The 25,649-nt window shown below is 58.4% G+C and carries 23 protein-coding genes and 1 pseudogene; 17 read left to right on the top strand and 7 right to left on the bottom strand.

Features of this window, described 5'->3' with window-relative positions; all coding sequences use genetic code 11:
• Nucleotides 1–197: 197 nt before the first annotated feature.
• Entirely contained in the window at nucleotides 198–1,487 is a 1,290-nt protein-coding gene (gene gltA, locus PMI21_RS20320) for a citrate synthase (protein WP_007936034.1), read from the bottom strand.
• Nucleotides 1,488–1,850: 363 nt separating this feature from the next.
• Between gltA and sdhC the strand changes: the two genes are divergently transcribed.
• The 12 genes and pseudogenes from sdhC to PMI21_RS29855 form a co-directional block, all read left to right on the top strand.
• Nucleotides 1,851–2,225, top strand: a complete 375-nt coding sequence (gene sdhC, locus PMI21_RS0127985; protein WP_015096190.1) for a succinate dehydrogenase, cytochrome b556 subunit — start codon at nucleotides 1,851–1,853, stop codon at nucleotides 2,223–2,225.
• On the top strand, nucleotides 2,219–2,587 hold the full coding sequence (sdhD, locus tag PMI21_RS20315) for a succinate dehydrogenase, hydrophobic membrane anchor protein (RefSeq protein WP_003210573.1): 369 nt from the start codon (nucleotides 2,219–2,221) through the stop codon (nucleotides 2,585–2,587). Before sdhC ends, sdhD begins: the two co-directional genes overlap by 7 nt.
• A gap of 3 nt (nucleotides 2,588–2,590) precedes the next feature.
• On the top strand, nucleotides 2,591–4,363 hold the full coding sequence (gene sdhA / locus PMI21_RS20310; protein ID WP_007936038.1) for a succinate dehydrogenase flavoprotein subunit: 1,773 nt from the start codon (nucleotides 2,591–2,593) through the stop codon (nucleotides 4,361–4,363).
• Between the two features lie 11 nt (nucleotides 4,364–4,374).
• Nucleotides 4,375–5,079, top strand: a complete 705-nt coding sequence (locus PMI21_RS20305; protein WP_007936040.1) for a succinate dehydrogenase iron-sulfur subunit — start codon at nucleotides 4,375–4,377, stop codon at nucleotides 5,077–5,079.
• A gap of 262 nt (nucleotides 5,080–5,341) precedes the next feature.
• Nucleotides 5,342–8,173 (top strand): 2-oxoglutarate dehydrogenase E1 component, encoded by a 2,832-nt coding sequence (locus PMI21_RS20300; protein WP_007936042.1) that lies wholly within the window; start codon nucleotides 5,342–5,344, stop codon nucleotides 8,171–8,173.
• Between the two features lie 42 nt (nucleotides 8,174–8,215).
• Complete coding sequence (odhB, locus tag PMI21_RS20295) at nucleotides 8,216–9,433, top strand: 2-oxoglutarate dehydrogenase complex dihydrolipoyllysine-residue succinyltransferase (protein WP_007936044.1); 1,218 nt, start codon at nucleotides 8,216–8,218, stop codon at nucleotides 9,431–9,433.
• A 110-nt stretch (nucleotides 9,434–9,543) separates the two neighbouring features.
• Entirely contained in the window at nucleotides 9,544–10,980 is a 1,437-nt protein-coding gene (gene lpdA / locus PMI21_RS20290; protein WP_007936046.1) for a dihydrolipoyl dehydrogenase, read from the top strand.
• A 199-nt stretch (nucleotides 10,981–11,179) separates the two neighbouring features.
• On the top strand, nucleotides 11,180–12,346 hold the full coding sequence (gene sucC / locus PMI21_RS20285) for an ADP-forming succinate--CoA ligase subunit beta (RefSeq protein WP_007919879.1): 1,167 nt from the start codon (nucleotides 11,180–11,182) through the stop codon (nucleotides 12,344–12,346).
• Nucleotides 12,346–13,227, top strand: coding sequence for a succinate--CoA ligase subunit alpha (gene sucD / locus PMI21_RS20280; protein WP_007919877.1), 882 nt, complete (start codon nucleotides 12,346–12,348; stop codon nucleotides 13,225–13,227). The genes sucC and sucD overlap by 1 nt, the downstream gene beginning before the upstream one ends.
• A gap of 308 nt (nucleotides 13,228–13,535) precedes the next feature.
• A complete protein-coding gene (brnQ, locus tag PMI21_RS20275) occupies nucleotides 13,536–14,849 on the top strand; it encodes a branched-chain amino acid transport system II carrier protein (RefSeq protein WP_007936049.1) in 1,314 nt (437 codons plus the stop codon).
• A gap of 154 nt (nucleotides 14,850–15,003) precedes the next feature.
• A complete protein-coding gene (locus PMI21_RS20270; RefSeq protein WP_007936050.1) occupies nucleotides 15,004–15,741 on the top strand; it encodes a DUF599 domain-containing protein in 738 nt (245 codons plus the stop codon).
• A gap of 9 nt (nucleotides 15,742–15,750) precedes the next feature.
• Nucleotides 15,751–15,840: pseudogene (locus PMI21_RS29855) on the top strand (MAPEG family protein); the annotation flags it as partial.
• A 68-nt stretch (nucleotides 15,841–15,908) separates the two neighbouring features.
• Here the strand turns inward: PMI21_RS29855 and PMI21_RS20265 are convergent.
• Nucleotides 15,909–16,166 carry a hypothetical protein gene (locus PMI21_RS20265; RefSeq protein ID WP_007936051.1) on the bottom strand — a complete coding sequence of 86 codons (258 nt, stop codon included), beginning with the start codon at nucleotides 16,164–16,166 and terminating at the stop codon, nucleotides 15,909–15,911.
• Between the two features lie 157 nt (nucleotides 16,167–16,323).
• Here PMI21_RS20265 and PMI21_RS20260 point away from each other — a divergent pair, with 157 nt between their 5' ends.
• The 4 genes from PMI21_RS20260 to PMI21_RS20245 all read left to right on the top strand — a co-directional run bounded on the left by PMI21_RS20260 (nucleotide 16,324) and on the right by PMI21_RS20245 (nucleotide 20,025).
• On the top strand, nucleotides 16,324–16,800 hold the full coding sequence (locus tag PMI21_RS20260; protein WP_007936052.1) for a PaaI family thioesterase: 477 nt from the start codon (nucleotides 16,324–16,326) through the stop codon (nucleotides 16,798–16,800).
• On the top strand, nucleotides 16,797–17,249 hold the full coding sequence (locus PMI21_RS20255; protein WP_007936055.1) for a PaaI family thioesterase: 453 nt from the start codon (nucleotides 16,797–16,799) through the stop codon (nucleotides 17,247–17,249). Before PMI21_RS20260 ends, PMI21_RS20255 begins: the two co-directional genes overlap by 4 nt.
• A gap of 81 nt (nucleotides 17,250–17,330) precedes the next feature.
• Nucleotides 17,331–19,235 carry a molecular chaperone HtpG gene (htpG, locus tag PMI21_RS20250; RefSeq protein WP_007936057.1) on the top strand — a complete coding sequence of 635 codons (1,905 nt, stop codon included), beginning with the start codon at nucleotides 17,331–17,333 and terminating at the stop codon, nucleotides 19,233–19,235.
• 67 nt (nucleotides 19,236–19,302) lie between these two features.
• Nucleotides 19,303–20,025, top strand: a complete 723-nt coding sequence (locus tag PMI21_RS20245) for a dienelactone hydrolase family protein (RefSeq protein ID WP_007936059.1) — start codon at nucleotides 19,303–19,305, stop codon at nucleotides 20,023–20,025.
• 169 nt (nucleotides 20,026–20,194) lie between these two features.
• Here PMI21_RS20245 and PMI21_RS20240 read toward each other — a convergent pair whose 3' ends face one another.
• From PMI21_RS20240 to purM, 5 genes are all read right to left on the bottom strand, one after another.
• Nucleotides 20,195–21,055, bottom strand: a complete 861-nt coding sequence (locus PMI21_RS20240; RefSeq protein ID WP_007936061.1) for a pirin family protein — start codon at nucleotides 21,053–21,055, stop codon at nucleotides 20,195–20,197.
• Nucleotides 21,056–21,116: 61 nt separating this feature from the next.
• Complete coding sequence (locus PMI21_RS20235; protein WP_007936063.1) at nucleotides 21,117–21,533, bottom strand: OsmC family protein; 417 nt, start codon at nucleotides 21,531–21,533, stop codon at nucleotides 21,117–21,119.
• A gap of 230 nt (nucleotides 21,534–21,763) precedes the next feature.
• A complete protein-coding gene (locus PMI21_RS20230; protein WP_007936064.1) occupies nucleotides 21,764–22,477 on the bottom strand; it encodes a DUF3108 domain-containing protein in 714 nt (237 codons plus the stop codon).
• An 8-nt stretch (nucleotides 22,478–22,485) separates the two neighbouring features.
• Complete coding sequence (gene purN, locus PMI21_RS20225; protein WP_007936065.1) at nucleotides 22,486–23,136, bottom strand: phosphoribosylglycinamide formyltransferase; 651 nt, start codon at nucleotides 23,134–23,136, stop codon at nucleotides 22,486–22,488.
• Nucleotides 23,136–24,194 (bottom strand): phosphoribosylformylglycinamidine cyclo-ligase, encoded by a 1,059-nt coding sequence (gene purM, locus PMI21_RS20220; protein ID WP_007936066.1) that lies wholly within the window; start codon nucleotides 24,192–24,194, stop codon nucleotides 23,136–23,138. The genes purN and purM overlap by 1 nt, the downstream gene beginning before the upstream one ends.
• 384 nt (nucleotides 24,195–24,578) lie before the next feature.
• On the opposite strand from purM, the gene PMI21_RS20215 reads away from it, so the two are divergent.
• Nucleotides 24,579–25,628, top strand: a complete 1,050-nt coding sequence (locus PMI21_RS20215) for a DUF2066 domain-containing protein (RefSeq protein WP_007936068.1) — start codon at nucleotides 24,579–24,581, stop codon at nucleotides 25,626–25,628.
• The last annotated feature ends 21 nt before the right edge of the window (nucleotides 25,629–25,649 follow it).

A 25,649-nucleotide genomic window follows, 5' to 3' on the forward strand; every position in this document is an offset into this window, starting at 1 on the left:
AACGAAAGGGGCAAGAGCCTTTGGTTACTTTGGGCTTTTCAAAGTGACTCGCTGTAAGAGCGAAACCGCCAGCAGCCGTTACCGCAGGAATGGATATGCCCCCGACCCAAACAGCCATTACTGCACAAACAAAAACGGCCTCTATAAAAATAGAGGCCGTTCCCGGTACAACTTAAGACGCTATCGCAAGACAGGTCTTATTTGCGGTCTTCAAGTTTGGTGATGTCACGCGACTCGTAGCCGGTGTACAGCTGGCGCGGACGGCCGATCTTGTACGGGCTGGAGAGCATTTCTTTCCAGTGGGAGATCCAGCCGACGGTCCGCGCCAGGGCGAAGATCACGGTGAACATGCTGGTTGGAATGCCGATCGCCTTGAGGATGATCCCCGAGTAGAAGTCGACGTTCGGGTACAGCGAGCGTTCGATGAAGTACGGGTCGGTCAGGGCGATCTCTTCCAGGCGCATGGCCAGTTCGAGTTGCGGATCGTTGGTGATGCCCAGTTCCTTCAGTACTTCGTCGCAGGTCTGTTTCATGACGGTAGCGCGTGGGTCGCGGTTCTTGTAAACCCGGTGACCGAAGCCCATCAGTTTGAACGGATCGTTCTTGTCCTTGGCCTTGGCGATGTACTTGTCGATGTTCGAGACATCGCCAATTTCATCGAGCATGGTCAACACGGCTTCGTTCGCACCGCCGTGGGCAGGGCCCCACAGTGCAGCGATACCGGCGGCGATACAGGCGAACGGGTTGGCACCCGACGAACCGGCCAGGCGTACGGTGGAGGTCGATGCGTTCTGCTCGTGGTCGGCATGGAGGATGAAGATCCGGTCCATGGCCTTGGCGAGTACCGGGCTGATCGGTTTGATCTCGCACGGGGTGTTGAACATCATGTGCAGGAAGTTTTCCGCATACGACAGGTCGTTGCGCGGGTACATCATGGGTTGGCCCATGGAGTACTTGTAAACCATTGCAGCCAGGGTCGGCATCTTGGCAACCAGGCGGATCGCGGAGATTTCGCGATGCTGCGGGTTATTGATGTCGAGGGAGTCGTGGTAGAACGCCGAGAGGGCGCCAACTACGCCGCACATGACGGCCATCGGGTGGGCGTCGCGACGGAAGCCGTTGAAGAAGGTCTTCAACTGCTCGTGGACCATGGTGTGGTTCTTCACAGTGCCGACGAACTGGGCCTTCTGTTCTGCGGTCGGCAGCTCGCCGTTGAGCAGCAGGTAGCAGGTTTCCAGGTAGTCCGACTTTTCAGCCAGCTGTTCGATCGGGTAGCCGCGGTGCAGCAGAATACCGTTGTCGCCGTCGATGTAGGTGATCTTCGACTCGCAGGAGGCGGTCGACATGAAACCAGGGTCAAAGGTGAAACGGCCCGTGGCCGTCAGGCCCCGAACGTCGATAACATCGGGACCAACGGTGCCGGTTAAAATGGGCAGCTCGACGGGGGCTGCGCCCTCGATGATCAACTGCGCTTTTTTGTCAGCCATGTGGCCTCCTATTTATGCTTGAAATCATCAGACAGACCCCCCACGCAGGGCCCGCACCACTATAGTGAGATAAATTCGAATGTCAATTTGCCTAAAGTCTTGCTCCAGAAGGCTTTAACCGGACTTTTTTCTCGAAATTGCCTGCCGTTTACGCCTTTTATGCCGCTAGTGCAATCCGCTATTAGGGGAAGGTGAACGCGTTGTCATTAGTAGCCTAACTGTCTATACTCGGCCACCGACCGCCAGGGGCTTTTGGGCCTGCTTTATTGGGGGTCGCATCCCTGGGTGGTGGTTACCTGACCAGTGCACTCCCCAACAACTTTGCCCTGATTGTTAGGGGCTCTTCAGTGTGAAAAAAAAGCCGTGAAAAGCCAACGACCTGTAAACCTAGACCTAAGGACCATCAAACTCCCCATCACCGGCGTTACGTCGTTTCTTCACCGTGTTTCCGGCATCATCCTCTTCCTGGGCCTTGGCTTCATGCTTTATGCATTGGGCAAGTCTCTGGGTTCCGAGGAAGGTTTTGCCGAGGTGAAGGCATGCTTGACCAGTCCGCTGGCCAAGTTCGTAGCATGGGGCCTCCTGTCCGCTCTTCTGTATCACCTGGTAGCCGGTGTGCGCCACTTGATCATGGACATGGGCATCGGTGAGACGCTGGAAGGCGGCCGCCTGGGCTCGAAAATTATCATCGCCGTTTCCGTGGTGTTGATCGTTCTGGCAGGAGTTTGGATATGGTAACCAGCGTTACGAACCTTTCGCGTTCGGGCCTCTATGACTGGATGGCGCAACGTGTGTCTGCGGTTGTTCTCGCGGCTTATTTCATTTTCCTGATCGGATACCTCGCTGCGAACCCTGGCATTGGCTACGCCCAATGGCATGGCCTGTTCGCCCACAACGGAATGCGTATCTTCAGTCTGCTGGCCCTTGTGGCCCTGGGCGCTCACGCCTGGGTCGGCATGTGGACCATCGCGACTGACTACCTGACGCCGATGGCGCTGGGCAAGTCCGCGACTGCAGTACGTTTCCTTTTCCAGGCAGTATGCGGCGTTGCAATGTTCGCTTACTTCGTCTGGGGTGTGCAGATTCTCTGGGGTATCTGATCCATGGCTAACATTCCAACGATTTCTTTCGATGCCATCATTATTGGTGGTGGCGGTGCCGGTATGCGCGCAGCGCTGCAACTGGCACAAGGCGGTCACAAGACTGCCGTGATCACCAAGGTTTTCCCGACTCGTTCGCACACCGTATCGGCCCAGGGCGGCATCACCTGCGCCATCGCGTCTGCCGACCCGAACGATGACTGGCGCTGGCACATGTACGATACCGTCAAGGGTTCCGACTACATCGGTGACCAGGACGCTATCGAATACATGTGTCAGGAAGGCCCGGCTGCCGTTTACGAGCTGGACCACATGGGTATGCCGTTCTCGCGTACCGAGCAAGGTCGTATCTACCAGCGTCCGTTCGGCGGTCAGTCGAAGGATTACGGTAAAGGCGGGCAGGCTGCCCGTACTTGCGCCGCTTCCGACCGCACCGGTCACGCGCTGCTACACACCCTTTATCAGGGCAACCTGAAAGCCGGTACCGTGTTCCTGAACGAGTACTACGCTGTCGATCTGGTGAAGAACGGCGAAGGCGAGTTCGTCGGTGTGATCGCGATCTGCATCGAAACCGGTGAAACCACCTACATCCGCGCGAAAGCCACCGTGCTGGCGACCGGCGGTGCAGGTCGTATCTACGCTTCGACCACCAACGCCCTGATCAACACCGGTGACGGCGTTGGCATGGCGCTGCGTGCTGGCGTACCGGTACAAGACATCGAAATGTGGCAGTTCCACCCGACCGGCATCGCCGGCGCCGGTGTACTGGTTACCGAAGGTTGCCGTGGTGAAGGTGGTTACCTGATCAACAAGCACGGCGAGCGTTTCATGGAGCGTTATGCTCCGAACGCCAAAGACCTTGCCGGTCGTGACGTGGTTGCCCGTTCGATGGTTAAAGAAATCATCGCCGGCAACGGTTGCGGTCCGAATGGCGACCACGTGATGCTCAAACTCGACCACTTGGGCGAGGAAGTGCTGCACAGCCGTCTGCCAGGCATCTGCGAACTGTCGAAGACTTTCGCACACGTTGACCCGGTCGTCGCTCCGGTTCCGGTTGTTCCTACCTGCCACTATATGATGGGCGGCGTTGCCACCAACATCCATGGCCAGGCGATCACTCAGGACGCCGACGGCAAAGACACCATCATTCCGGGCCTGTTCGCGGTCGGTGAAGTGGCTTGCGTATCGGTTCACGGTGCCAACCGTCTGGGCGGCAACTCGTTGCTCGACCTGGTGGTCTTCGGTCGTGCGGCCGGTCTGCACCTGGAAAAAGCGCTGACCGACGGTATCGAATACGACGACGCCACCGATGCCGACATCAATGCGGCCCTGTCGCGCCTGTCCGCTCTGAACGAGCGTACCGATGGTGAAGACGTGGCAACCCTGCGTCGCGAGCTGCAAAGCTGCATGCAGAACTACTTCGGTGTATTCCGTACCGGCGAATACATGCAGAAGGGTATTGCTCAACTGGCTGATCTGCGTGGCCGTATCGCCAACGTCAAGATCAACGACAAGAGCCAGGCGTTCAACACCGCGCGTATCGAAGCGCTGGAACTGCAGAACCTGCTGGAAGTGGCCGAAGCTACCGCCATCGCTGCAGAAGTGCGTAAAGAGTCCCGCGGTGCTCACGCCCGTGAAGACTTCGAAGATCGTGACGATGAAAACTGGCTGTGCCACACCCTGTACTTCCCGGGTGAGAAGCGCGTTGCCAAGCGTGCAGTGAACTTCTCGCCGAAGACTGTTCCGACTTTTGAACCTAAGATTCGGACTTATTAAGGGTGGCCGCCATGTTGAAAGTCAGTGTTTATCGTTACAACCCTGATCAGGACGCTGCGCCGTTCATGCAGGAATTCCAGGTTGATACCGGTGGTAAAGACCTGATGGTGCTGGACGTGCTGGCCCTGATCAAAGAGCAGGACGAAGGTTTCTCCTATCGTCGCTCTTGCCGTGAAGGTGTTTGCGGTTCCGACGGCATGAACATCAACGGCAAAAACGGTCTGGCGTGCATCACGCCGCTGTCTGCTGTCGTAAAAGGTAACAAGCTGATCGTTCGTCCTCTGCCAGGTTTGCCGGTTATCCGTGACCTGGTCGTCGATATGAGCATCTTCTACAAGCAATACGAAAAGGTTAAGCCATACCTGCAGAACGACACGCCGGCTCCGGCCATCGAGCGTCTGCAGTCCCCGGAAGAGCGTGAAAAGCTCGACGGTCTGTACGAGTGCATCCTGTGCGCTTGCTGCTCGACTTCGTGCCCATCCTTCTGGTGGAACCCGGACAAGTTCCTGGGCCCGGCTGCCCTGCTGCAAGCGTACCGCTTCCTGGCAGACAGCCGCGACACCAAGACGTCCGAGCGTCTGGCTTCGCTGGATGACCCGTTCAGCGTATTCCGCTGCCGGGGCATCATGAACTGCGTCAACGTTTGTCCGAAAGGCCTGAACCCGACTAAGGCCATCGGTCACATCCGTAACATGCTGCTGCAAAGCGGCGTGTGATTCAGCTGCTGTACCCGTAGAACCGCTGTACCCGTAGATGCTGCGGCGCAGGCTTCAACCGGCGCCGTAGTTTTAACCTGAGCAGCAGCCCATAAGGCTGCGGCTCTTATTTTGAAGAAATGAGACAAGCAGGGGCATCCGGGCTGGTACCCGGACTATCAGCGTGATCCTAAGTGGCTTGTTTTAGTCGCTGCATTCGGACTTCTGCAAGTTTGCTCGGTGTCGACGCCGGTGGTGTTCCCCTAACCGAGGGTGACCAAGCATGCAAGAAAGCGTGATGCAGCGCATGTGGAACAGCGCCTACCTTTCCGGTAGTAACGCTGCCTATGTGGAAGAGCTCTACGAGCTCTACCTGCACGACCCTAACGCTGTGCCAGAAGAGTGGCGCACCTACTTCCAGAAGTTGCCTGCTGATGGCAACACTGCCACCGATGTTTCGCACTCCACAATTCGCGATCATTTCGTCTTGCTGGCAAAGAACCAGCGCCGCGCCCAACCGGTTTCCGCCGGCAGCGTGAGCAGTGAGCACGAGAAGAAGCAAGTTGAAGTGCTGCGATTGATCCAGGCCTACCGTATGCGTGGCCACCAGGCAGCCCAGCTTGACCCGCTGGGGCTGTGGCAGCGTCCTGCACCTGCAGACCTGTCAATCAATCATTACGGCTTGACCAATGCCGATCTTGATACGACCTTCCGTGCCGGCGACCTGTTCATCGGCAAAGAGGAGGCGAGCCTACGCGAAATTCACGAAGCGTTGCAGCAGACATATTGCCGCACCATCGGCGCTGAATTTACGCATATCACCGATTCCGAGCAGCGCCAGTGGTTCCAGCAGCGTCTGGAAAGCGTGCGCGGCCGTCCGACGTACTCCGCCGACATCAAGAGTCACCTGCTCGAGCGCGTCACCGCCGGCGAAGGTCTTGAAAAATACCTCGGGACCAAGTACCCGGGTACCAAGCGTTTCGGTCTGGAAGGCGGCGAGAGCCTGATTCCGATGCTCGACGAGCTGATCCAGCGTTCCGGTTCCTACGGCACCAAGGAAATCGTCATCGGCATGGCCCACCGTGGTCGTCTGAACGTGCTGGTCAACACCTTTGGCAAGAACCCGCGCGAGCTGTTCGACGAGTTCGAAGGCAAGAAGAAGGTCGAACTGGGTTCCGGTGACGTTAAATATCACCAGGGCTTCTCGTCCAACGTCATGACCACCGGCGGTGAAGTTCACCTGGCCATGGCTTTCAACCCGTCTCACCTGGAAATCGTTTCTCCAGTGGTCGAAGGTTCGGTCCGTGCCCGTCAGGATCGTCGTAACGATCCTACCGGTGAAAAGGTTCTGCCGATCTCCATCCACGGTGACGCGGCATTCGCCGGTCAGGGCGTGGTCATGGAAACCTTCCAGATGTCGCAGACCCGCGGTTTCAAGACCGGCGGCACCGTGCACATCGTGATCAACAACCAGGTCGGTTTCACCATCAGCAACCCGCTGGACTCGCGCTCCACCGAGTACGCGACCGACGTTGCGAAGATGATCCAGGCCCCGATCCTCCATGTGAATGGTGATGATCCGGAAGCCGTGTTGTTCGTGACCCAGCTGGCCATCGACTACCGCATGCAGTTCAAGCGTGACGTGGTGATCGACCTGGTCTGCTATCGTCGTCGCGGCCACAACGAGGCCGACGAGCCTAGCGGTACCCAGCCTCTGATGTATCAGCAGATCACCAAACAGCGCACCACCCGTGAGCTGTATGCCGATCGTCTGACCCAGAGCGGTGTACTGGACGCAGAGCGTGTTCAGGCGAAAGTCGACGAATACCGCAATGCGCTGGACAACGGTCTGCATGTTGTAAAAAGCCTGGTCAAAGAACCGAACAAAGAGTTGTTCGTGGACTGGCGTCCGTATCTGGGCCACGCCTGGACCGCGCGTCACGACACTCGCTTCGATCTGAAAACCTTGCAGGAACTGTCCGCCAAGCTGCTGGAAATTCCGGAAGGCTTCGTGGTTCAGCGCCAGGTCTCGAAAATCTACGAAGACCGTCAGAAGATGCAAGCCGGCGGCCTGCCGATCAACTGGGGTTACGCCGAAACCATGGCGTACGCGACCCTGGCGTTCGAAGGTCACCCGATTCGCATGACGGGTCAGGACATCGGTCGCGGTACGTTCTCGCACCGTCACGCTGTCTTGCACAACCAGAAAGACGCGGGTACCTATATCCCGCTGCAAAACCTGTACAAGGGTCAGCCACGTTTCGACCTGTACGATTCGTTCCTGTCCGAAGAAGCGGTCCTGGCGTTCGAATACGGTTATTCGACCACCGAGCCAAACGCTCTGGTTATCTGGGAAGCCCAGTTCGGCGACTTCGCCAACGGTGCCCAAGTGGTTATCGACCAGTTCATCACCAGTGGCGAGCACAAGTGGGGCCGTCTGTGCGGTCTGACCATGCTGCTGCCGCACGGTTATGAAGGTCAGGGTCCTGAGCACTCCTCGGCTCGTCTGGAGCGTTACCTGCAGCTGTGCGCCGAGCACAACATTCAGGTAGCCGTGCCGACTACGCCGGCCCAGATCTACCACTTGCTGCGTCGTCAGGTGATTCGCCCGCTGCGCAAACCGTTGGTAGTCCTGACTCCGAAGTCGTTGCTGCGTCACAAGCTGGCCATCTCGACCCTGGAAGATCTGGCCGAAGGTTCGTTCCAGACCGTTATCCCGGAAATCGATGCGCTTGATCCGAAAAAGGTCACTCGCATGATCCTGTGCAGCGGCAAGGTCTACTATGACCTGCTGGAAAAACGCCGTGCCGAAGGTCGTGAAGACATCGCCATCGTGCGTATCGAGCAGCTGTATCCGTTCCCTGAGGACGACCTGATGGAGACGCTCGCCCCTTACACCAACCTCGAAAACGTGGTCTGGTGCCAGGAAGAGCCGATGAACCAGGGCGCCTGGTACAGCAGCCAGCATCACATGCGTCGCAGCCTGACCAACCATAAACAAGGCCTGGTCCTGGAATACGCTGGTCGTGAGGCGTCTGCCGCACCTGCTTGCGGTTACGCTTCGATGCACGCCGAGCAGCAGGAACAACTGCTGCAAGATGCTTTCACTGTTTAACGCCTTCGCGCACCTGAAACCGAATTTAAGGACCCACAGATAATGGCTATCGAAATCAAAGCCCCCACTTTCCCGGAATCGGTTGCCGATGGCACCGTTGCCACCTGGCACAAAAAACCGGGCGACGCCGTCAAGCGTGACGAACTGATCGTCGACATTGAAACCGACAAAGTCGTACTGGAAGTTCTGGCCACCGCTGATGGCGTGCTGGGCGCGATCGTCAAGAACGAAGGCGACACCGTTCTGTCCGACGAAGTTCTGGGCTCGATCGGTGAGGGCGGTGCTGCTGCCGCTCCAGCCGCCGCTGCTGCACCTGCCGCTGCTGCCGCTGCTCCTGCCGAAGCAGGCGAAGACGATCCTGTTGCTGCACCGGCTGCTCGCAAGCTGGCTGAAGAGAACGGCATCAACATCGCTTCCGTTGCCGGCACCGGCAAAGGCGGTCGTGTGACCAAGGAAGACGTGGTAGCAGCTGTTGCCGCCAAGAAAGCCGCTCCGGCTGCTGCACCTGCCAAGGCTGCTGCACCGGCTGCTTCGGCTCCGGTATTCGCTGCTGGCGACCGCGTAGAAAAACGCGTTCCGATGACCCGTCTGCGTGCCAAGGTTGCCGAGCGTCTGGTTGAAGCTCAATCGAACATGGCCATGCTGACCACTTTCAACGAAGTCGACATGACCGAAGTCATGGCTCTGCGTTCGAAGTACAAGGATCTCTTTGAGAAGAGCCACAATGGTGTACGCCTGGGCTTCATGTCGTTCTTCGTGAAAGCGGCCACCGAAGCGCTGAAACGCTTCCCGGCTGTCAACGCGTCGATCGACGGTGCCGACATCGTTTACCACGGCTACGCCGACGTTGGTGTGGCTGTTTCCAGCGACCGCGGTCTGGTTGTACCGGTTCTGCGTAACGCCGAACTGATGAGCCTGGCTGAAATCGAAGGCGGCATCGCTACCTTCGGCAAGAAAGCCCGTGACGGCAAACTGTCGATGGAAGAAATGACCGGCGGCACGTTCACCATCACCAACGGCGGTACTTTCGGTTCGATGATGTCGACTCCGATCGTCAACCCGCCGCAGGCTGCGATTCTGGGTATGCACAACATCATCCAGCGTCCTATGGCGATCAACGGTCAGGTGGTTATCCGTCCGATGATGTACCTGGCGCTGTCCTACGATCACCGTCTGATCGATGGCAAAGAAGCTGTGACCTTCCTGGTGACCATCAAGAACCTGCTGGAAGACCCGGCTCGTTTGCTGCTGGATATCTGATTTCGTTGCACGGGCCGTTCAATGATGGACGGCCCTTCTGTAATGACCAGCTTCGTCCCACGACGGTCCTCAAAAGGGGCCGTCCGGTTTGATTCGAGAAGGAATGACACATGACTCAGAAATTCGACGTGGTAGTGATTGGTGCGGGCCCTGGCGGCTACGTGGCTGCCATTAAAGCAGCGCAACTGGGCCTCACCACTGCCTGCATCGAGAAATACACCGACAAGGAAGGCAAACTGGCCCTCGGCGGTACTTGCCTGAACGTCGGCTGCATTCCATCCAAGGCGCTGCTGGACAGCTCCTGGAAGTTTCACGAAGCGCAAGACGGCTTCGCGATCCACGGTATCAACCACGCTGGCGTGACCATGGACGTGCCAGCAATGGTCGGCCGTAAAGCCAACATCGTCAAAGGCCTGACCTCCGGTGTTGCGACCCTGTTCAAGGCTAACGGCGTCACTTCGATCCAGGGCCACGGCAAACTGCTGGCCGGCAAGAAAGTCGAAGTCACCAAGCCTGACGGTTCGGTTGAAATCATCGAAGCCGAAAACGTCATCCTGGCTCCGGGCTCGCGTCCGATCGACATTCCACCGGCTCCGGTCGACCAGAATGTGATCGTCGATTCGACTGGCGCTCTGGAATTCCAATCCGTACCAAAACGCCTGGGTGTGATCGGCGCTGGTGTTATCGGTCTGGAACTGGGTTCGGTATGGTCCCGTCTGGGCGCCGAAGTCACCGTTCTCGAAGCACTGGATACCTTCCTGATGGCAGCGGACACCGCTGTTTCCAAGGAAGCGCTGAAAACCCTGACCAAGCAGGGTCTGGACATCAAGCTGGGCGCTCGCGTGACCGGTTCCAAAGTGAACGGCGACGAAGTCGTTGTGAACTACACCGATGCCAACGGCGAACAGAACATCACTTTCGACAAGCTGATCGTAGCCGTTGGTCGCCGTCCGGTGACCACCGATCTGCTGGCTGCCGATTGCGGCGTGACCCTGGACGAGCGCGGTTTCGTGCACGTTGACGATCACTGCGCCACCACCGTACCGGGCGTTTACGCCATCGGTGACGTGGTTCGCGGCATGATGCTGGCTCACAAAGCCTCGGAAGAGGGCATCATGGTTGTCGAGCGCATCAAGGGCCATAAAGCCCAGATGAACTATGACCTGATCCCTTCGGTTATTTATACTCACCCGGAAATCGCGTGGGTCGGTAAAACCGAGCAGGCCTTGAAAGCTGAAGGCGTAGAAGTTAACGTCGGCACCTTCCCGTTCGCAGCCTCTGGCCGTGCCATGGCCGCCAACGATACCGGTGGTTTCGTCAAGGTCATCGCTGATGCCAAGACTGACCGCGTATTGGGCGTCCACGTGATTGGCCCGAGCGCTGCAGAACTGGTTCAGCAGGGCGCGATCGGCATGGAATTCGGCACCAGCGCTGAAGACCTGGGCATGATGGTTTTCTCCCATCCGACCCTGTCTGAAGCCTTGCACGAAGCAGCGTTGGCAGTGAATGGCGGCGCCATCCACATCGCCAACCGCAAGAAACGCTAAGCGGATAATAAGAAACCACGGCGGTACGGCCCGTCGTGAGCCTTGCGAGCAAGACTCACCGCGGAATGTCCGCTGGACGCAGTCTTGCGTAGCTGCACCGGGTACCCGGAAAGGTTACGCAAGCAGCAGTCACAGGTGGTGCGGCACTTGAATGAGTGCAGCACCGAATGCGCAGTACCTAACGAAGACGGTAATAAGCATGAATCTTCACGAGTATCAGGGTAAGCAGCTGTTCGCTGAGTACGGCCTGCCAGTATCCACCGGTTACGCGGTAGACACCCCGGAAGCAGCAGCAGAAGCTTGCGACAAAATCGGCGGCAGCGAATGGGTTGTCAAAGCCCAGGTTCACGCCGGTGGTCGCGGTAAAGCGGGCGGCGTAAAGCTGGTTCGCAGCAAAGAAGACGCTAAAGCATTTGCACAGCAGTGGCTGGGCAAGCGTCTGGTGACTTACCAGACTGACGCCAATGGTCAGCCAGTCACCAAGATCCTGGTTGAATCGTGCACTGATATCGCTAAAGAGCTGTACCTGGGCGCTGTCGTTGACCGTTCGAGCCGTCGCATCGTGTTCATGGCTTCCACTGAAGGTGGCGTGGACATCGAGAAAATCGCTCACGACACCCCTGAGAAAATCCTCAAGGCCACTATCGATCCACTGGTTGGCGCTCAGCCATTCCAGGGTCGCGAGCTGGCATTCCAGCTGGGTCTGGAAGGCAAGCAAGTTGCTCAGTTCGCCAAGATCTTCGTAGGTCTGGCCAAGCTGTTCAAGGATCACGACCTGGCTCTGCTGGAAGTGAACCCGCTGGTGATCAAGGCTGACGGCGATCTGCATTGCCTCGATGCCAAGATCAACATCGACGCCAACGCCATGTACCGTCAGCCTAAGCTGAAGACTTTCCACGATCCGTCGCAAGACGATCCGCGCGAAGCGCACGCTGCCAAGTTCGAACTGAACTACGTAGCACTGGAAGGCAACATCGGTTGCATGGTCAACGGTGCTGGCCTGGCCATGGGTACCATGGACATCGTCAACCTGCATGGCGGCAAACCAGCCAACTTCCTCGACGTGGGCGGCGGTGCTACCAAAGAACGCGTGACCGAAGCGTTCAAGATCATTCTGTCCGACACCAACGTCGCTGCAGTACTGGTTAACATCTTCGGCGGCATCGTTCGTTGCGACATGATTGCCGAAGGCATCATCGGCGCTGTGAAAGAAGTCGGCGTGAAAATCCCGGTTGTTGTTCGCCTTGAAGGCAACAACGCTGAGCTGGGCGCTAAAGTACTGGCAGAAAGCGGTTTGAACATCATCGCTGCTACCAGCCTGACCGACGCTGCTCAACAAGTTGTCAAAGCTGCGGAGGGCAAATAATGAGCGTCCTGATCAATAAAGACACCAAAGTTATCTGCCAGGGCATTACCGGTTCGCAAGGTAGTTTCCACACCCAGCAAGCCATCGAATACGGCACCAAGATGGTGGGTGGCGTAACTCCGGGCAAAGGCGGCACCGAGCACCTGGGTCTGCCAGTGTTCAACACCGTGAAAGACGCTGTAGCTGCCACTGGCGCCACCGCCAGCGTGATCTACGTTCCAGCTCCTTTCTGCAAGGACTCCATCCTGGAAGCAGCCTTCGGCGGCATCAAGCTGATCGTTTGCATCACTGAAGGCATTCCTACCCTGGACATGCTGGATGCCAAGGTCAAGTGCGACGAGCTGGGCGTAGTCCTGATCGGTCCTAACTGCCCAGGCGTGATCACTCCAGGCGAATGCAAGATCGGCATCATGCCAGGTCACATTCACTTGCCAGGCAAGGTCGGTATCGTTTCCCGTTCCGGCACCCTGACCTACGAAGCTGTGAAGCAGACTACTGACGCCGGTTTCGGTCAGTCGACTTGCGTCGGCATCGGTGGTGACCCGATCCCGGGTTCGAACTTCATCGACATCCTGAAGCTGTTCCAGGAAGACCCGAAGACCGAAGCGATCGTGATGATCGGCGAGATCGGCGGTTCGGCTGAAGAAGAAGCGGCTGCCTACATCAAGGCACACGTGACCAAGCCGGTTGTTTCCTACATCGCTGGTGTGACTGCTCCTCCGGGCAAGCGCATGGGCCATGCTGGCGCAATCATCTCTGGCGGCAAAGGCACTGCAGACGAGAAATTCGCTGCTCTGCAAGACGCAGGCGTTAAAACCGTGCGTTCGCTGGCAGACATCGGCAAGGCCCTGGCCGAGCTGACTGGCTGGGCCGTCAAGTAAGCCGCGCGCTTAACTGACGCTCCACAAACAAAGGCCACCTTCGGGTGGCCTTTGTCGTTTCCACGGCTTGCAGTCGTCCACCATTTACATGCAAAAACGCGACATTGAAATGTCGTGTATCGGATAGTTCGCCCTGTAATAGTGCGTTTGTCAGGCAAATTCGTTACGCTAGCCGCCATTTTTGCGTCTGCGGCCCACAAGGCAGCGGCGCGCTAAACGGGTCAGTCCTATACGGATCGACAGCATTTCCCTCACCCATAAGGGAAATCCCTCTCTAAATTCCGATTCAGTAGTGTGGTATTTCCTTAATGAAAGTGTTGAAAGGCCAGGACATCCTGGCGTTGGGCTTCATGACATTTGCCCTGTTCGTCGGGGCTGGCAACATCATCTTCCCGCCTATCGTCGGTTTGCAGTCCGGGCCTAATGTCTGGATGGCGGCGCTGGGTTTCCTGATCACCGCGGTCGGTCTGCCGGTGATCACCGTTGTCGCCCTGGCCAAGGTCGGCGGTGCAATGGATGCCTTGAGCAGCCCGATCGGTAAAATCGCCGGTGGCCTGCTGGCAGCCGCGTGCTACCTCGCTGTCGGCCCGTTGTTCGCGACACCGCGTACCGCGACCGTGTCGTTCGAAGTGGGTCTGGCGCCGCTGACCGGCGAGAGCCCGCTGGCGCTGTTTCTCTATAGCTCGGTGTACTTCCTGCTGGTGTTCTTCATCTCGCTCTATCCGGGCCGTCTGCTGGACACCGTAGGACGGTTCCTCGCACCGCTGAAGATCATCGCCCTGGCCGTTCTCGGCATCGCAGCGTTCGCATTGCCAGCCGGCGATATCGGCGTGGCCACCCCTGAATACGTGGCGGCACCGTTCTCCCAGGGCTTCATCAATGGTTACCTGACCATGGATACCCTGGGCGCGCTGGTATTCGGCATTGTCATCGTCAACGCGATCCGCTCCCGTGGCGTCGAATCGCCGGTGTTGATCACCCGTTACGCGATCATTGCCGGGCTGATTGCCGGTGTCGGTCTGGCGCTGGTTTACGTCAGCTTGTTCCGTCTCGGTTCGGGCAGCCATGAAGTGGCCGCCGGTGCCACCAACGGCGCGGCGGTATTGCACGCCTACGTGCAGCACACCTTCGGTTCCCTGGGCAGTGGCTTCCTCGCGGTGCTGATCTCCCTGGCCTGCCTGGTGACCGCGGTCGGTCTGACTTGCGCCTGTGCCGAATACTTCAGCCGTGTGCTGCCACTGTCCTACAAGACGCTGGTGATCATTCTGGCTGCGTTCTCCCTGCTGGTGTCTAACCTGGGCCTCACCAAGCTGATCGCGTTCTCGATCCCGGTGCTGACCGCTATCTACCCGCCATGCATCGCTCTGGTGGCCCTGAGCTTCTGCAAGGACTTCTGGCATGAGCAAGGCCGCATCGTCGGTCCGGTGATGCTGGTGTCGTTCATCTTCGGCATGATCGACGCCCTCAAAGGCGCCGGTCTGGCCGACTGGATGCCGTCTCAACTGGCTCACCTGCCCCTGAGCGAGCAGGGCCTGGCGTGGCTGGTGCCGTCGGTCATGACCCTGGTGCTCGCCGTGGTTTGCGACCGTCTGCTGGGCAAGCGCGAAGAAGCGCTGGCTTAAGCCGCTTGATGGCCCGTCACAAGCGGGCCTTGAGCATCAACAGAAATGCCCCGTATCAATCGATACGGGGCATTTTTTATCGGCGGGATGCGGTGTCTTTTTCTCTGAGGTAACGTCGAAACACTGTCACCGTCTACACATCACAAGGAACTGCATGTCGTTCATCCACGCCAATCTGATCCACATCCTCGCCGCGCTCTGGTTTGTCGTCTGCTGGGGTGGCTACACCCGCTACGCGACATGGAAGGGCCGTGATACCGCGTGCCTGGCCAGTGTGCTGCACCTATATCGCGAAGACTGGATGCGCCGCATGCTGTTGCGCGACAACCGCATCGCCGATGCCAGCGTGATCGGTAACCTGGAGCGCAACGCCTCGTTCTTCGCTTCCAGCACGTTGATTATCCTGGCCGGTATTCTCACGGTGTTGGGTGCATCCGAAAGAGCCGTGTCGTTGCTGGCGGATATCCCGATGGTGCAACAGGCTTCCCAAGGCATGTCGGAAATCAAGTTGTTGTGCCTGGCGCTGGTGTTTGTCTATGCGTTCTTTACGTTCAGCTGGTGCATGCGTCAGTACAACTTTGCAGCCATTCTCGTGGGCTCGGCGCCGATGATCGGTGAGCGGCATGTGTCCGAGCAAGAACGTAAAGCCTTTGCTTCCCGAGCCGCCCGTGTCATCTCCATGGCGGCCAACCAATTCAACTTCGGTCTGCGTTCCTATTACTTCGGCATGACCATGCTGGCGTGGTTTGTCAGCCCCTGGTTGTTCATGTTGATGAGCGCCGGTGTTGTGTTTGTATTGTATCGCCGCGAGTTTCACTCCGACGTTCTTGACGTAATGGTCTATACACCTACAGAGGCGCCATTGCCTGAGCTGAACAAAGAGGCGGCTTGATGAGTATTTGCCTGGCAGCGCAGTCTGGTGTGGTTCCTGGGTTTAGTGTGTTCGTTGTTGCTGATGATTAGTCCGACTTTTAGAACCGTTTTGCTCTAATGCACCAAGTAACAGGCAAAAGAAAACCCGCACATGGCGGGTTTTCTTTTATCACGCTAAAAACTGTTTTAGTTTTTAGGTGCTTCTGTAGGCGCTGCCGGAGCGGCTTCTTTTGCCGCTGCTGCGTTCGATTCGACCTGAGCTTTGGCAGCTTCGGCGTTTTCTTTTGCTGCTTCGTTCACTTTATCCTGAGCTTCGCTCATTTTTTCCTGAACTTGCTCGGTTTGTTTGGTGGCATCTTGAGCTTTGTCCTCGGGTTTTTTACCGCAGGCGGCGAGACCGAGGGAAGCGGTCAACATCAAGGCAATAGCTAAAGTCTTACGCATGGGGTGTTTCTCCTGATGGAAAATATCTACTGGCCTTTCGAGCACAGCGATCAGGGTTAAGTTCCTCAAATCACACAGATATATATGTTTGTTTTTTAAGGGAACTTTTGCCCACTAGCCTGCTACTTTGTCCGGACACTAAGAAGAGTTTTATCAAATGGCCGAAAACCCCGTTTTTGAGCGTGCGACACGATTCCTGTCGGCGTTGCGCCATTGTCAGGTACTTGGCATGCGCGTTCACAGCGCCAGCAGCGAAGGGCTGACGGTGATTCTGCCGTACAGCCCACGGATCGTCGGTAACCCGCAAACCGGGGTGATTCATGGCGGTGCGCTGACCTCGCTGATGGATACCGCCTGCGGCATGGCCACCCTCTGCGTGCTGCCTGAGTTCGAAGTCTGCCCGACGCTCGACTTGCGCATCGACTACATGCACGCCGCCGAGCCGCACAAGGAAGTGTTTGGCTTCGCCCAATGCTACCGAGTGACCACTGATGTGATCTTCGCGCGCGGTTTTGCCTATCAGGACGACCCCGAACAGCCCATCGCCCACGTGGTGGGCACCTTCATGCGCATGGGCAAGGGCGTCAAAGGTACTAAAAGCTTTGGCGGTGTGATTGCTGGAGGTGCGAAATGACCGACACGTTCAAGGAACAGCTTCAACAGGCCCATGCGCAGGGGGACTACGCCTCGCTGCTGCAGCTGATTCCTTACGCCGAGCTGATCGGCGTCGAATGTTCGCGGGTAGGAGATGAGCTGCTGTTTCGTCTGCCGGCCAACAAGGACAACATTGGTAACCCTTTACTGCCGGCGATTCATGGCGGGGTGATTGCCGGGTTCATGGAACTCTCGGCGGCGCTGCACCTGTTGATTTTCACCGGCTCGCCCGGTGTGCCGAAGATTATCGACTTTTCCCTCGACTACCTGCGCGCAGGGCAGTTTCGCGATACCTGGGCCCGATGCCAGGTTTGTCGCCAGGGGCGGCGGGTGGCAAACGTGGCGATTACCGCCTGGCAAAGCACTGAAGCCGAGCCCATTGCCACAGCCCGGGCGCACTTCAAAATCGAAGAGCCCTTGAAATCCTGATCTCAGCCCCCAACTCTGAGGACAACCCGCCGCCGACCCTCAAGGTCGCGGCCACTGCCATCTGATTGGAGTTTGATGACCATGAGTGTGGAAACTCAAAAGGAAACCCTGGGCTTCCAGACCGAGGTGAAGCAGCTGCTGCACCTCATGATCCATTCGCTGTATTCCAACAAGGAAATCTTCCTTCGCGAATTGATCTCGAACGCCTCTGACGCTGTCGATAAATTACGTTTTGAAGCGCTGGCCAAGCCTGAGTTGCTGGAAGGCGGCGCTGAACTGAAAATCCGCGTGAGCTTCGACAAGGACGCTAAAACCGTCACCCTCGAAGACAACGGCATTGGCATGAGCCGTGAAGATGCGGTCACTCACCTGGGCACTATCGCCAAGTCCGGCACTGCCGATTTCATGAAGCACCTGTCTGGCGATCAGAAAAAAGACTCGCACCTGATCGGTCAATTCGGTGTCGGTTTCTACTCGGCGTTCATCGTCGCCGATAAAGTTGACGTATTCAGCCGCCGTGCCGGTGCTGCTACCAGCGAAGGCGTGCACTGGTCGTCCAAGGGCGAAGGCGATTTTGAAGTTGCCACCGTTGATAAACCCGAGCGCGGCACTCGCATCGTTCTGCACCTGAAGTCCGGTGAAGACGAGTTCGCCGATGGCTGGCGTCTGCGCAACATCATCAAGAAGTATTCCGACCACATCGCTTTGCCGATCGAGTTGCCGAAAGAAGTGGCAGCCGTTGAAGGCGAAGAGCAGCCGGCCATTGAATGGGAAACCGTCAACCGCGCCAGCGCCCTGTGGACTCGCCCTCGTACTGAAGTGAAGGACGAGGAATACCAGGAGTTCTACAAGCACGTCGCTCACGATTTCGAGAATCCGCTGAGCTGGAGCCACAACAAGGTCGAAGGCAAGCTCGAGTACACCTCGCTGCTTTATGTGCCGACCCGTGCTCCGTTCGACCTGTACCAGCGTGAAGCGCCGAAAGGCCTGAAGCTGTACGTGCAGCGCGTGTTCGTCATGGATCAGGCCGAGTCGTTCCTGCCGCTGTACCTGCGCTTCATCAAAGGCGTGGTCGATTCCAACGACCTGTCGCTGAACGTGTCGCGGGAAATCCTGCAGAAAGACCCGATCATCGACTCCATGAAATCGGCGCTGACCAAGCGCGTTCTGGACATGCTGGAAAAACTGGCGAAGAACGAGCCTGAGCAATACAAAGGTTTCTGGAAGAACTTCGGTCAGGTCATGAAAGAAGGCCCGGCAGAAGACTTCGCCAACAAAGAAAAAATTGCCGGCCTGCTGCGTTTCGCGTCCACTCAGGGCGACGACGGCGAGCAGGTTGTAGGCCTGGCCGACTACCTGGCCCGTGCCAAGGAAGGTCAGGACAAGATCTACTACCTGACCGGCGAAACCTACGCGCAAGTCAAAAACAGCCCGCACCTGGAAGTCTTCCGCAAGAAAGGCATCGAAGTGCTGCTGCTGACCGACCGTATCGACGAGTGGCTGATGAGCTACCTCAACGACTTCGACGGCAAGAGCTTTGTCGACGTGGCACGCGGTGACCTGGACCTCGGCAACCTGGATTCGGAAGAAGACAAGAAAGCCGCGGAAGAAGTCGCCAAGTCCAAAGAAGGCCTGGTTGAGCGTCTCAAGACCGCTTTGGGTGAGTCCGTTGCTGAAGTGCGGGTTTCCCACCGCCTGACCGATTCTCCGGCGATTCTGGCCATCGGCGAGCAAGACCTGGGCCTGCAAATGCGTCAGATCCTGGAAGCCAGCGGTCAGAAGGTTCCGGATTCGAAACCGATCTTCGAATTCAACCCGGCTCACCCGCTGATCGAGAAACTCGACAACGAGCAGAGCGACGAGCGCTTCGGCGACCTGTCGCACATTCTGTTCGATCAGGCGGCCCTGGCGGCCGGCGACAGCTTGAAAGACCCGGCGGCTTATGTGCGCCGCCTGAACAAGCTGCTGGTTGAACTGTCGGTTTAACCACGTTGTATAAAAACCCGCTTCGGCGGGTTTTTTCATTCTGGTGCTTTTTTACTGGGAGTCAGTCATGAGTCAAATCACTGTTCGATCCGTCGCCTATCAGATCGACGGCCAATCGTATGAAAGCCGTCTGGCCTTCGATGCCGACCATAAAGGCCCGCGTCCGGGTCTGTTGATGGCGCCGAACTGGATGGGCGTCAGCGCCGGTGCCGAGGAGATTGCCAAATCCGTGGCGTCCAAGGGCTATGTGGTGCTGATCGCCGACCTGTACGGCCAATCGGTTCGTCCGCAGAACGGCGACGAGGCAGGCGCGGCGATGATGCCGTTGAAGAATGATCGGGCCTTGCTGCGCAAACGCATGCAGGCTGCATTCGAGCAGTTGCAAGGGCAGGGCGAGGCGGCGGTCGATACCTCAAAACTGGCGACCTTCGGTTTTTGCTTCGGTGGGTGCTGCGCGCTGGAGCTGGCGCGTACCGGTGCGCCGGTGAAAGCGGCGGTGTCGTTCCACGGCACGCTGGATACGCCGAACGTGAACGATGCGAAAAGCATCAAGGGTTCGGTGCTGGTGCTGCATGGCGCTGCCGATCCGTTGGTGCCGAAAGAGCAACTGCCGGCGTTCGAAGCTGAAATGAATGCCGCTGGTGTGGATTGGCAATTGCTGAGCTATGGCGGCGCGGTGCATTCGTTTACCGACCCGCATGCCAACGTGCCGGGCACTATGATGTATGACGCGAAAACCGCGGCTCGCGCGTTCACGTCGATGCATAACTTGCTGGATGAAGTGTTTTAAGGCTGATGGCTGCCTGACACTGATCGTTCCTACGCTCTGCGTGGGAATGCAGCCCGTGACGCTCCGCGTCACTGGACGCGGAGCGTCCCCAGAGGCATTCCCACGCAGAGCGTGGGAACGATCAGCCGATGTAGGAGCTGTCGAGTGAAACGAGGCTGCGATCTTTTAATTAAGGCAACTCAATCCGCTCACTTTCCCCTGGCACCGTCGGCCAATCCCCGGCCGCCCAGCGCCGACGTGCTTCATCAATCAATGCCGGATCGCTGGCCACGAAGTTCCAGTTGATCCGTCGTGGCCCATCCAGTGGCGCTCCGCCAAACAGCACGGCATGGCAGTCGCTTTCGGCGAACAGCGTCATCTCTTCCCCGGCCGGCAGCACCACTAACGTGTAGGGCTCCAGCAGCTCGCCATCAAGCTGCGCCTCACCGCTCAACACATACAGCGCCCGTTCTTCATGCTCGGTGGGAATCAGCAGCGTGGTCGCTGTTTGCAGGTTCAATTCGACATACAGCGTAGGAGAAAGCACCGGGACCGGCGATTCGAGGCAAAAGCCCGTCCCGGCGATCATCCGTATCTTCACGCCAAGGTTTTCACTGACCGGCAGCGTGGCCGCTGGATGGTGGCTGTAGTGTCCTGGACCGTGCTCATGGTCTTTGGGCGACGCCAGCCAGATCTGTAAGCCGTGCATCGTCCCGCCGCTGTCTCTCAATGCTTCGGGCGTGCGTTCGACATGGGCAATCCCACTGCCGGCGGTCATCCAGCTGACATCGCCGGCATTCACCACCTGATCGGAACCGAGGCTGTCCTTGTGCTGGATTTGCCCTTCGAACAGGTAGGTGAGGGTGGACAGGCCGATGTGCGGATGCTGACGGATGTTCATGCCTTTGCCCGGTGGATAACGGGTTTCGAGCATGTGGTCGAAAAACACGAAAGGCCCGACGTTGCGGCATTTGGCTGACGGCAAAGGGCGAAGGATCGGCTGGCCTTCGACATCTTCGGCGCGAGGACGGATCACGAGCGGAGTGTTCATGGTGCATTCCAGGCTGAGCGGGTGACGCAGGGAGCATAACCCGCTTGCGTAGCCGTTGCCGCTATTGGCTGAAGGCGCCTTCGGACAGATGAGTCTCGATGCTGACTTCAGAGGTGGTCATCAGCTTGTGTACCGGGCAGCGGTCGGCCACGCGGTGTAGCTCGTCGCGCTGGGCGTCGGTGAGTACGCCCTTGAGCGTGAGTTTGACGTGCAGGGCATATTTGCCTTTTTGCTCTTCACTGTTGTCGCGCTTGACCTCGACCCCGACGCCGGTCAGTGGGATTCCCTTCTTCTTCGCGTACAGTTTCAGGGTCAGGGCCTTGCAGGCGCCGAGGGCTGCGTCGAAATAGTCATGAGGCTCAGGTGCGGTGCCTTCACCACCACTGGATTTGGGGACATCGGCAAACAGTTCATGGTCATCGATCTGGACACTGTGACGAAAACCTTCGGCGGAAACAGTATTGACGGTAACAGTCATGGGAAACCTCGCAGGGATCAGGAAAAAGTCATTCGATCAAAAAAGACCCTGAATTTATAGAGCATTCCTCAAGTCGGGCGTTCCACTTTTTGAATCCTTTGGCGTTTTATGGTGTTCCAGGGTGACCGTCCGTTGATCAGCAACGCTTTGCCGTGCCTGATCGCTCCCGCCCAACGAAACGCCAGACGAAAAAAAGCCCCGCGTTTGCGGGGCTTTCATGTCGGTCCGGATCAGCTGCCTTTGACCGTCTTGCCGTTGACCGTACCGTCGAGGAGCATGATGTTGTACTCCTTGCCGTCGGTTTCGACCTGTTGCAGACGGACCAGCAGGTAATCCCAATCCTTGGCGAACCACAGCACGGTGATGCGCTTGCTTTGTGTCGGATCGCGCACGCGCTCGACCTTGACCGCATCGATCTGGCCTGCCTTGGTATCGACTTTCTCCGAACCCAGCACGCGGAAGTCATAGGTATCGACTTCGCCGGCATCGACGACCTGATAGCTCATGCTTTTCTTGCCGGCGGCCACGTCATGCTGCAGCGCCAGTTGATAGGTGGACTTGTCGACCATGCCGCGGTTGAGCGGGAGCTTGACGGCGTCACCGCGATCGGTGCCGGTGACCATCTTGTTGGTCCAGTCGAAGTCCAGATCAGCTTTCTTGGCTTTGCCCAGGCCACCGCGTTCGAAGTGGTAGGACTGCGGAAGCAGTGTGTCCTTGTCCAGGGTCAGGGTGCTTTCTTCAGTCAGGCTGGCGATCATCATCGACGCCTTGAAGCTGAGTTTCCAGACGCCGTTGGCTTCCTTGGTCAGGCTGCGTTCGGCGGTGCCGCTCATGGGCAGTTGCTTCCAGTCGGCGGTGTAGCTGGCGGAGAAGGGTTGAAGGTCCGCGGCCTGCGCAAACGGCAGGGCGAGCAGAGCGCAAGCGAAGAGCAGGGCACGACGCATAAAATCTCCTAGGTTCGAATCAAGTGGCCGCTGGCCGCGAGTAACTGTCCGTCCAGTAAAGCACCTTGTTCGCCGAGTGATAAACGGCCTTCGGCAAACCAGCGTACGGCCATCGGGTAGATCAGGTGTTCCTGGGTGTGGACTCGCTGCGCCAGACTCTGCGGCGAATCGTGCAACTCTACCGGTATTACTGCCTGTACGACCAGTGGTCCGCCATCGAGTTCCTCGGTGACGAAGTGCACGGAGCAGCCGTGTTCCGTATCGCCGGCCTCCAGCGCGCGCTGATGAGTGTGTAACCCTTTGTATTTGGGCAGCAGCGAGGGATGGATATTGAGCAGGCGACCCTGGTAATGGCGCACGAAGCCAGCGCTGAGAATGCGCATGAAGCCGGCCAGTACCACGAGTTTGGGGTTGAAGGCGTCGATCAGTTCGATCAGCGCGGCATCGAAGGCCTCGCGGCCCTCGAAAGCCTTGTGATCCAGGGTGCGGGTGTCGATACCCGCGTCCCTGGCGCGTTGCAGGCCGTAGGCATCGGCGCGGTTGGAAATCACCGCAGCAATGCGGGCCGGGCTATCGCCGGTCCGCGTGCTGTCGATCAAGGCCTGCAAGTTACTGCCGGTGCCGGACAGCAGCACCACCACATCACAGGTGACGGACATTAATGAGCCTTGAGGTTCTTCAGTTCAACCTGGGCCGCGCCTTCGGCAGCGGTGGCGATCTGACCGATGACCCATGGCTGCTCGCCAGCTTCACGCAGGACATTCAGCGCGGTTTCAACGTGCTCTTGGGCTACGCAGATGACCATGCCGACGCCGCAGTTCAGCACGCGGTGCATTTCGGTTTCGTCGACGTTGCCTTTCTCTTGCAGCCAGTCGAACACCGCCGGGCGGGTCCAGCTCGCGACGTCAACCACCGCTTGAGCGCCCTTTGGCAGTACGCGCGGGATGTTGTCCAGCAGGCCGCCACCGGTGATGTGGGCCATGGCTTTGACGGCGCCAGTGTCCTTGATCAGCTTGAGCAGCGGCTTCACGTAGATACGGGTCGGGGCCATCAGCAGGTCGGTCAGCGGTTTGCCGTCGAGCTGGATGTTCTCGATGTCGGAGCCCGACACTTCGATGATCTTGCGGATCAGCGAGTAGCCGTTGGAGTGCGGGCCGGAAGACGGCAGGGCGAGCAGGGCATCGCCGGCAGCGACTTTCGAACCATCGATGATTTCGGATTTTTCCACGACGCCGACGCAGAAGCCGGCCAGGTCGTAGTCTTCGCCTTCGTACATGCCAGGCATTTCAGCGGTTTCGCCGCCGACCAGGGAGCAGCCGGACAGTTCGCAGCCGGCGCCGATGCCGGTCACAACCTGAGCAGCGGTGTCGACGTTCAGTTTGCCGGTGGCGTAGTAGTCGAGGAAGAACAGCGGCTCGGCGCCGCATACCACCAGGTCGTTCACGCACATGGCCACCAGGTCGATGCCGATGCTGTCGTGCTTGTTCAGGTTCAGCGCCAGGCGCAGCTTGGTGCCGACGCCGTCAGTACCCGAGACCAGCACCGGTTGTTTGTAACCGGCCGGGATTTCGCAGAGGGCGCCGAAACCGCCCAGGCCGCCCATGACTTCCGGGCGCGCAGTGCGCTTGGCGACGCTCTTGATGCGTTCGACCAATGCTTCACCGGCGTCGATGTCTACACCGGCGTCCTTGTAGCTCAGGGAGGGTTGCTTGCTCATGATCCAGGCCTTTAGGGGGGATTCAGGGGTAACGACCGAGTCCAGTGGGGCCACTGAAGCTGGCGAAGGGCAATTGCCGTACGCGAATTTCAGGGTGCCCGGCTGTTGCCGGTCTGCGAAGGCGCGCGATTTTATCAGGCTTGAGGGGCAGCGGCCATCCTCGTGCCGACGGGCAGGGGCATATCGCGTTAAAAAAACTGATATTGCCCGTGTTGGCGGCGTCCCACATGGCTGTATAAGGTACGACGTTAACCGTCTATCGTTATGACAGTGCGAAAACTTACCGTGATCGTGTGAATGTTTTGCTTGGGCGTGTGGTCACAGCCCTGGCTCAATCGTCTTCATGCGGTCTGTTCCAGCCGCTCTTGTCGTCAGGAATCTTTCATGCGTTTTCTTAAATTCTTGTTCGTGGGCTGTTTATCCGTGATCAGCCTGACCAGCCATGCCGAAACCGTCAAAGGCCTCTATCAAGTGCGCCAGCCGGTCACCGGCCAGACACCGGAGGAGCGCGATCAGGCGACTCAGCAGGCGCTGGAAACGCTGGTGTTGCGCTTGACCGGCGATCCCAGGGCGGCGCAAAGCCCAGGCCTTGCGGCCGTGCGTAAAGACCCTCAGCAGATCATCAGTCAGTTCGGCTATGACGCCGGGCCGCCGCAAGTGCTGAAAGTCGATTTCGATCCGACCACCACCGAGCAGGCCTTGCGTCGTGCCGGGTTGGCCGTGTGGGGTGCCAATCGGCCATCGATCCTCGGCTGGTGGCTGAGCGATTCCGCCGAAGGTTCGAGCCTGGTCGGTGATGGTCAGGCCAGCGCTGCGCCCCTGCGTCGGGCGGCTCAGCACCGTGGTCTGCCGCTGCGTTTGCCGCTGGCTGACCTGAATGAACAGATCGTCGCCACGGCACCGAATCTGGAAGGTGCCGACCCTGCGCCGCTGCGCAGTGCCTCCGACCGTTACAATGCCGATGCCTTGCTGGCGGTGCATGCCCGTGAAGAAGGGGGGCAATGGCAAGCCAAGTGGCGACTGTGGCTGGGCGATCAGAAAGAGGCCGGTAGCGTGCAGGGCGCTGATACCGCCGCCGTGGCCGATGCGGTGATGCTGGCGGTCAGCGAGCGTCTGGCGTCGCGTTTCGTCGCCAAGCCGGGTGCATCGGGCGAGCAATTGTTGGAAGTGCAAGGCATGAATCTGGAACGTTATGCGACGCTCGGGCGTTTGCTGGAGCCTTTTGGCGCGCGTCTGCAAAGTGTTGATGGCGACCGCGTGCTTTATCGCGTCAACGGCAGCGCCGATCAGCTGCGAGCTCAGTTGTCCCTGGCGCAATTGCAGGAAGTTCCGGCCGGCCAGGCGCCGACACCTGTTCAACCCGTGGTTGCTGGTTCGGCGCCGGCCGCAGCGCCAGCGCCAGCCCCGACGCCGCAGTTGCGTTTCCATTGGTGAGTTTTTTCTTTATATAGAAGC

Origin of the sequence: Pseudomonas sp. GM18 (assembly GCF_000282195.1) — a bacterium.
GTDB lineage: Bacteria > Pseudomonadota > Gammaproteobacteria > Pseudomonadales > Pseudomonadaceae > Aquipseudomonas.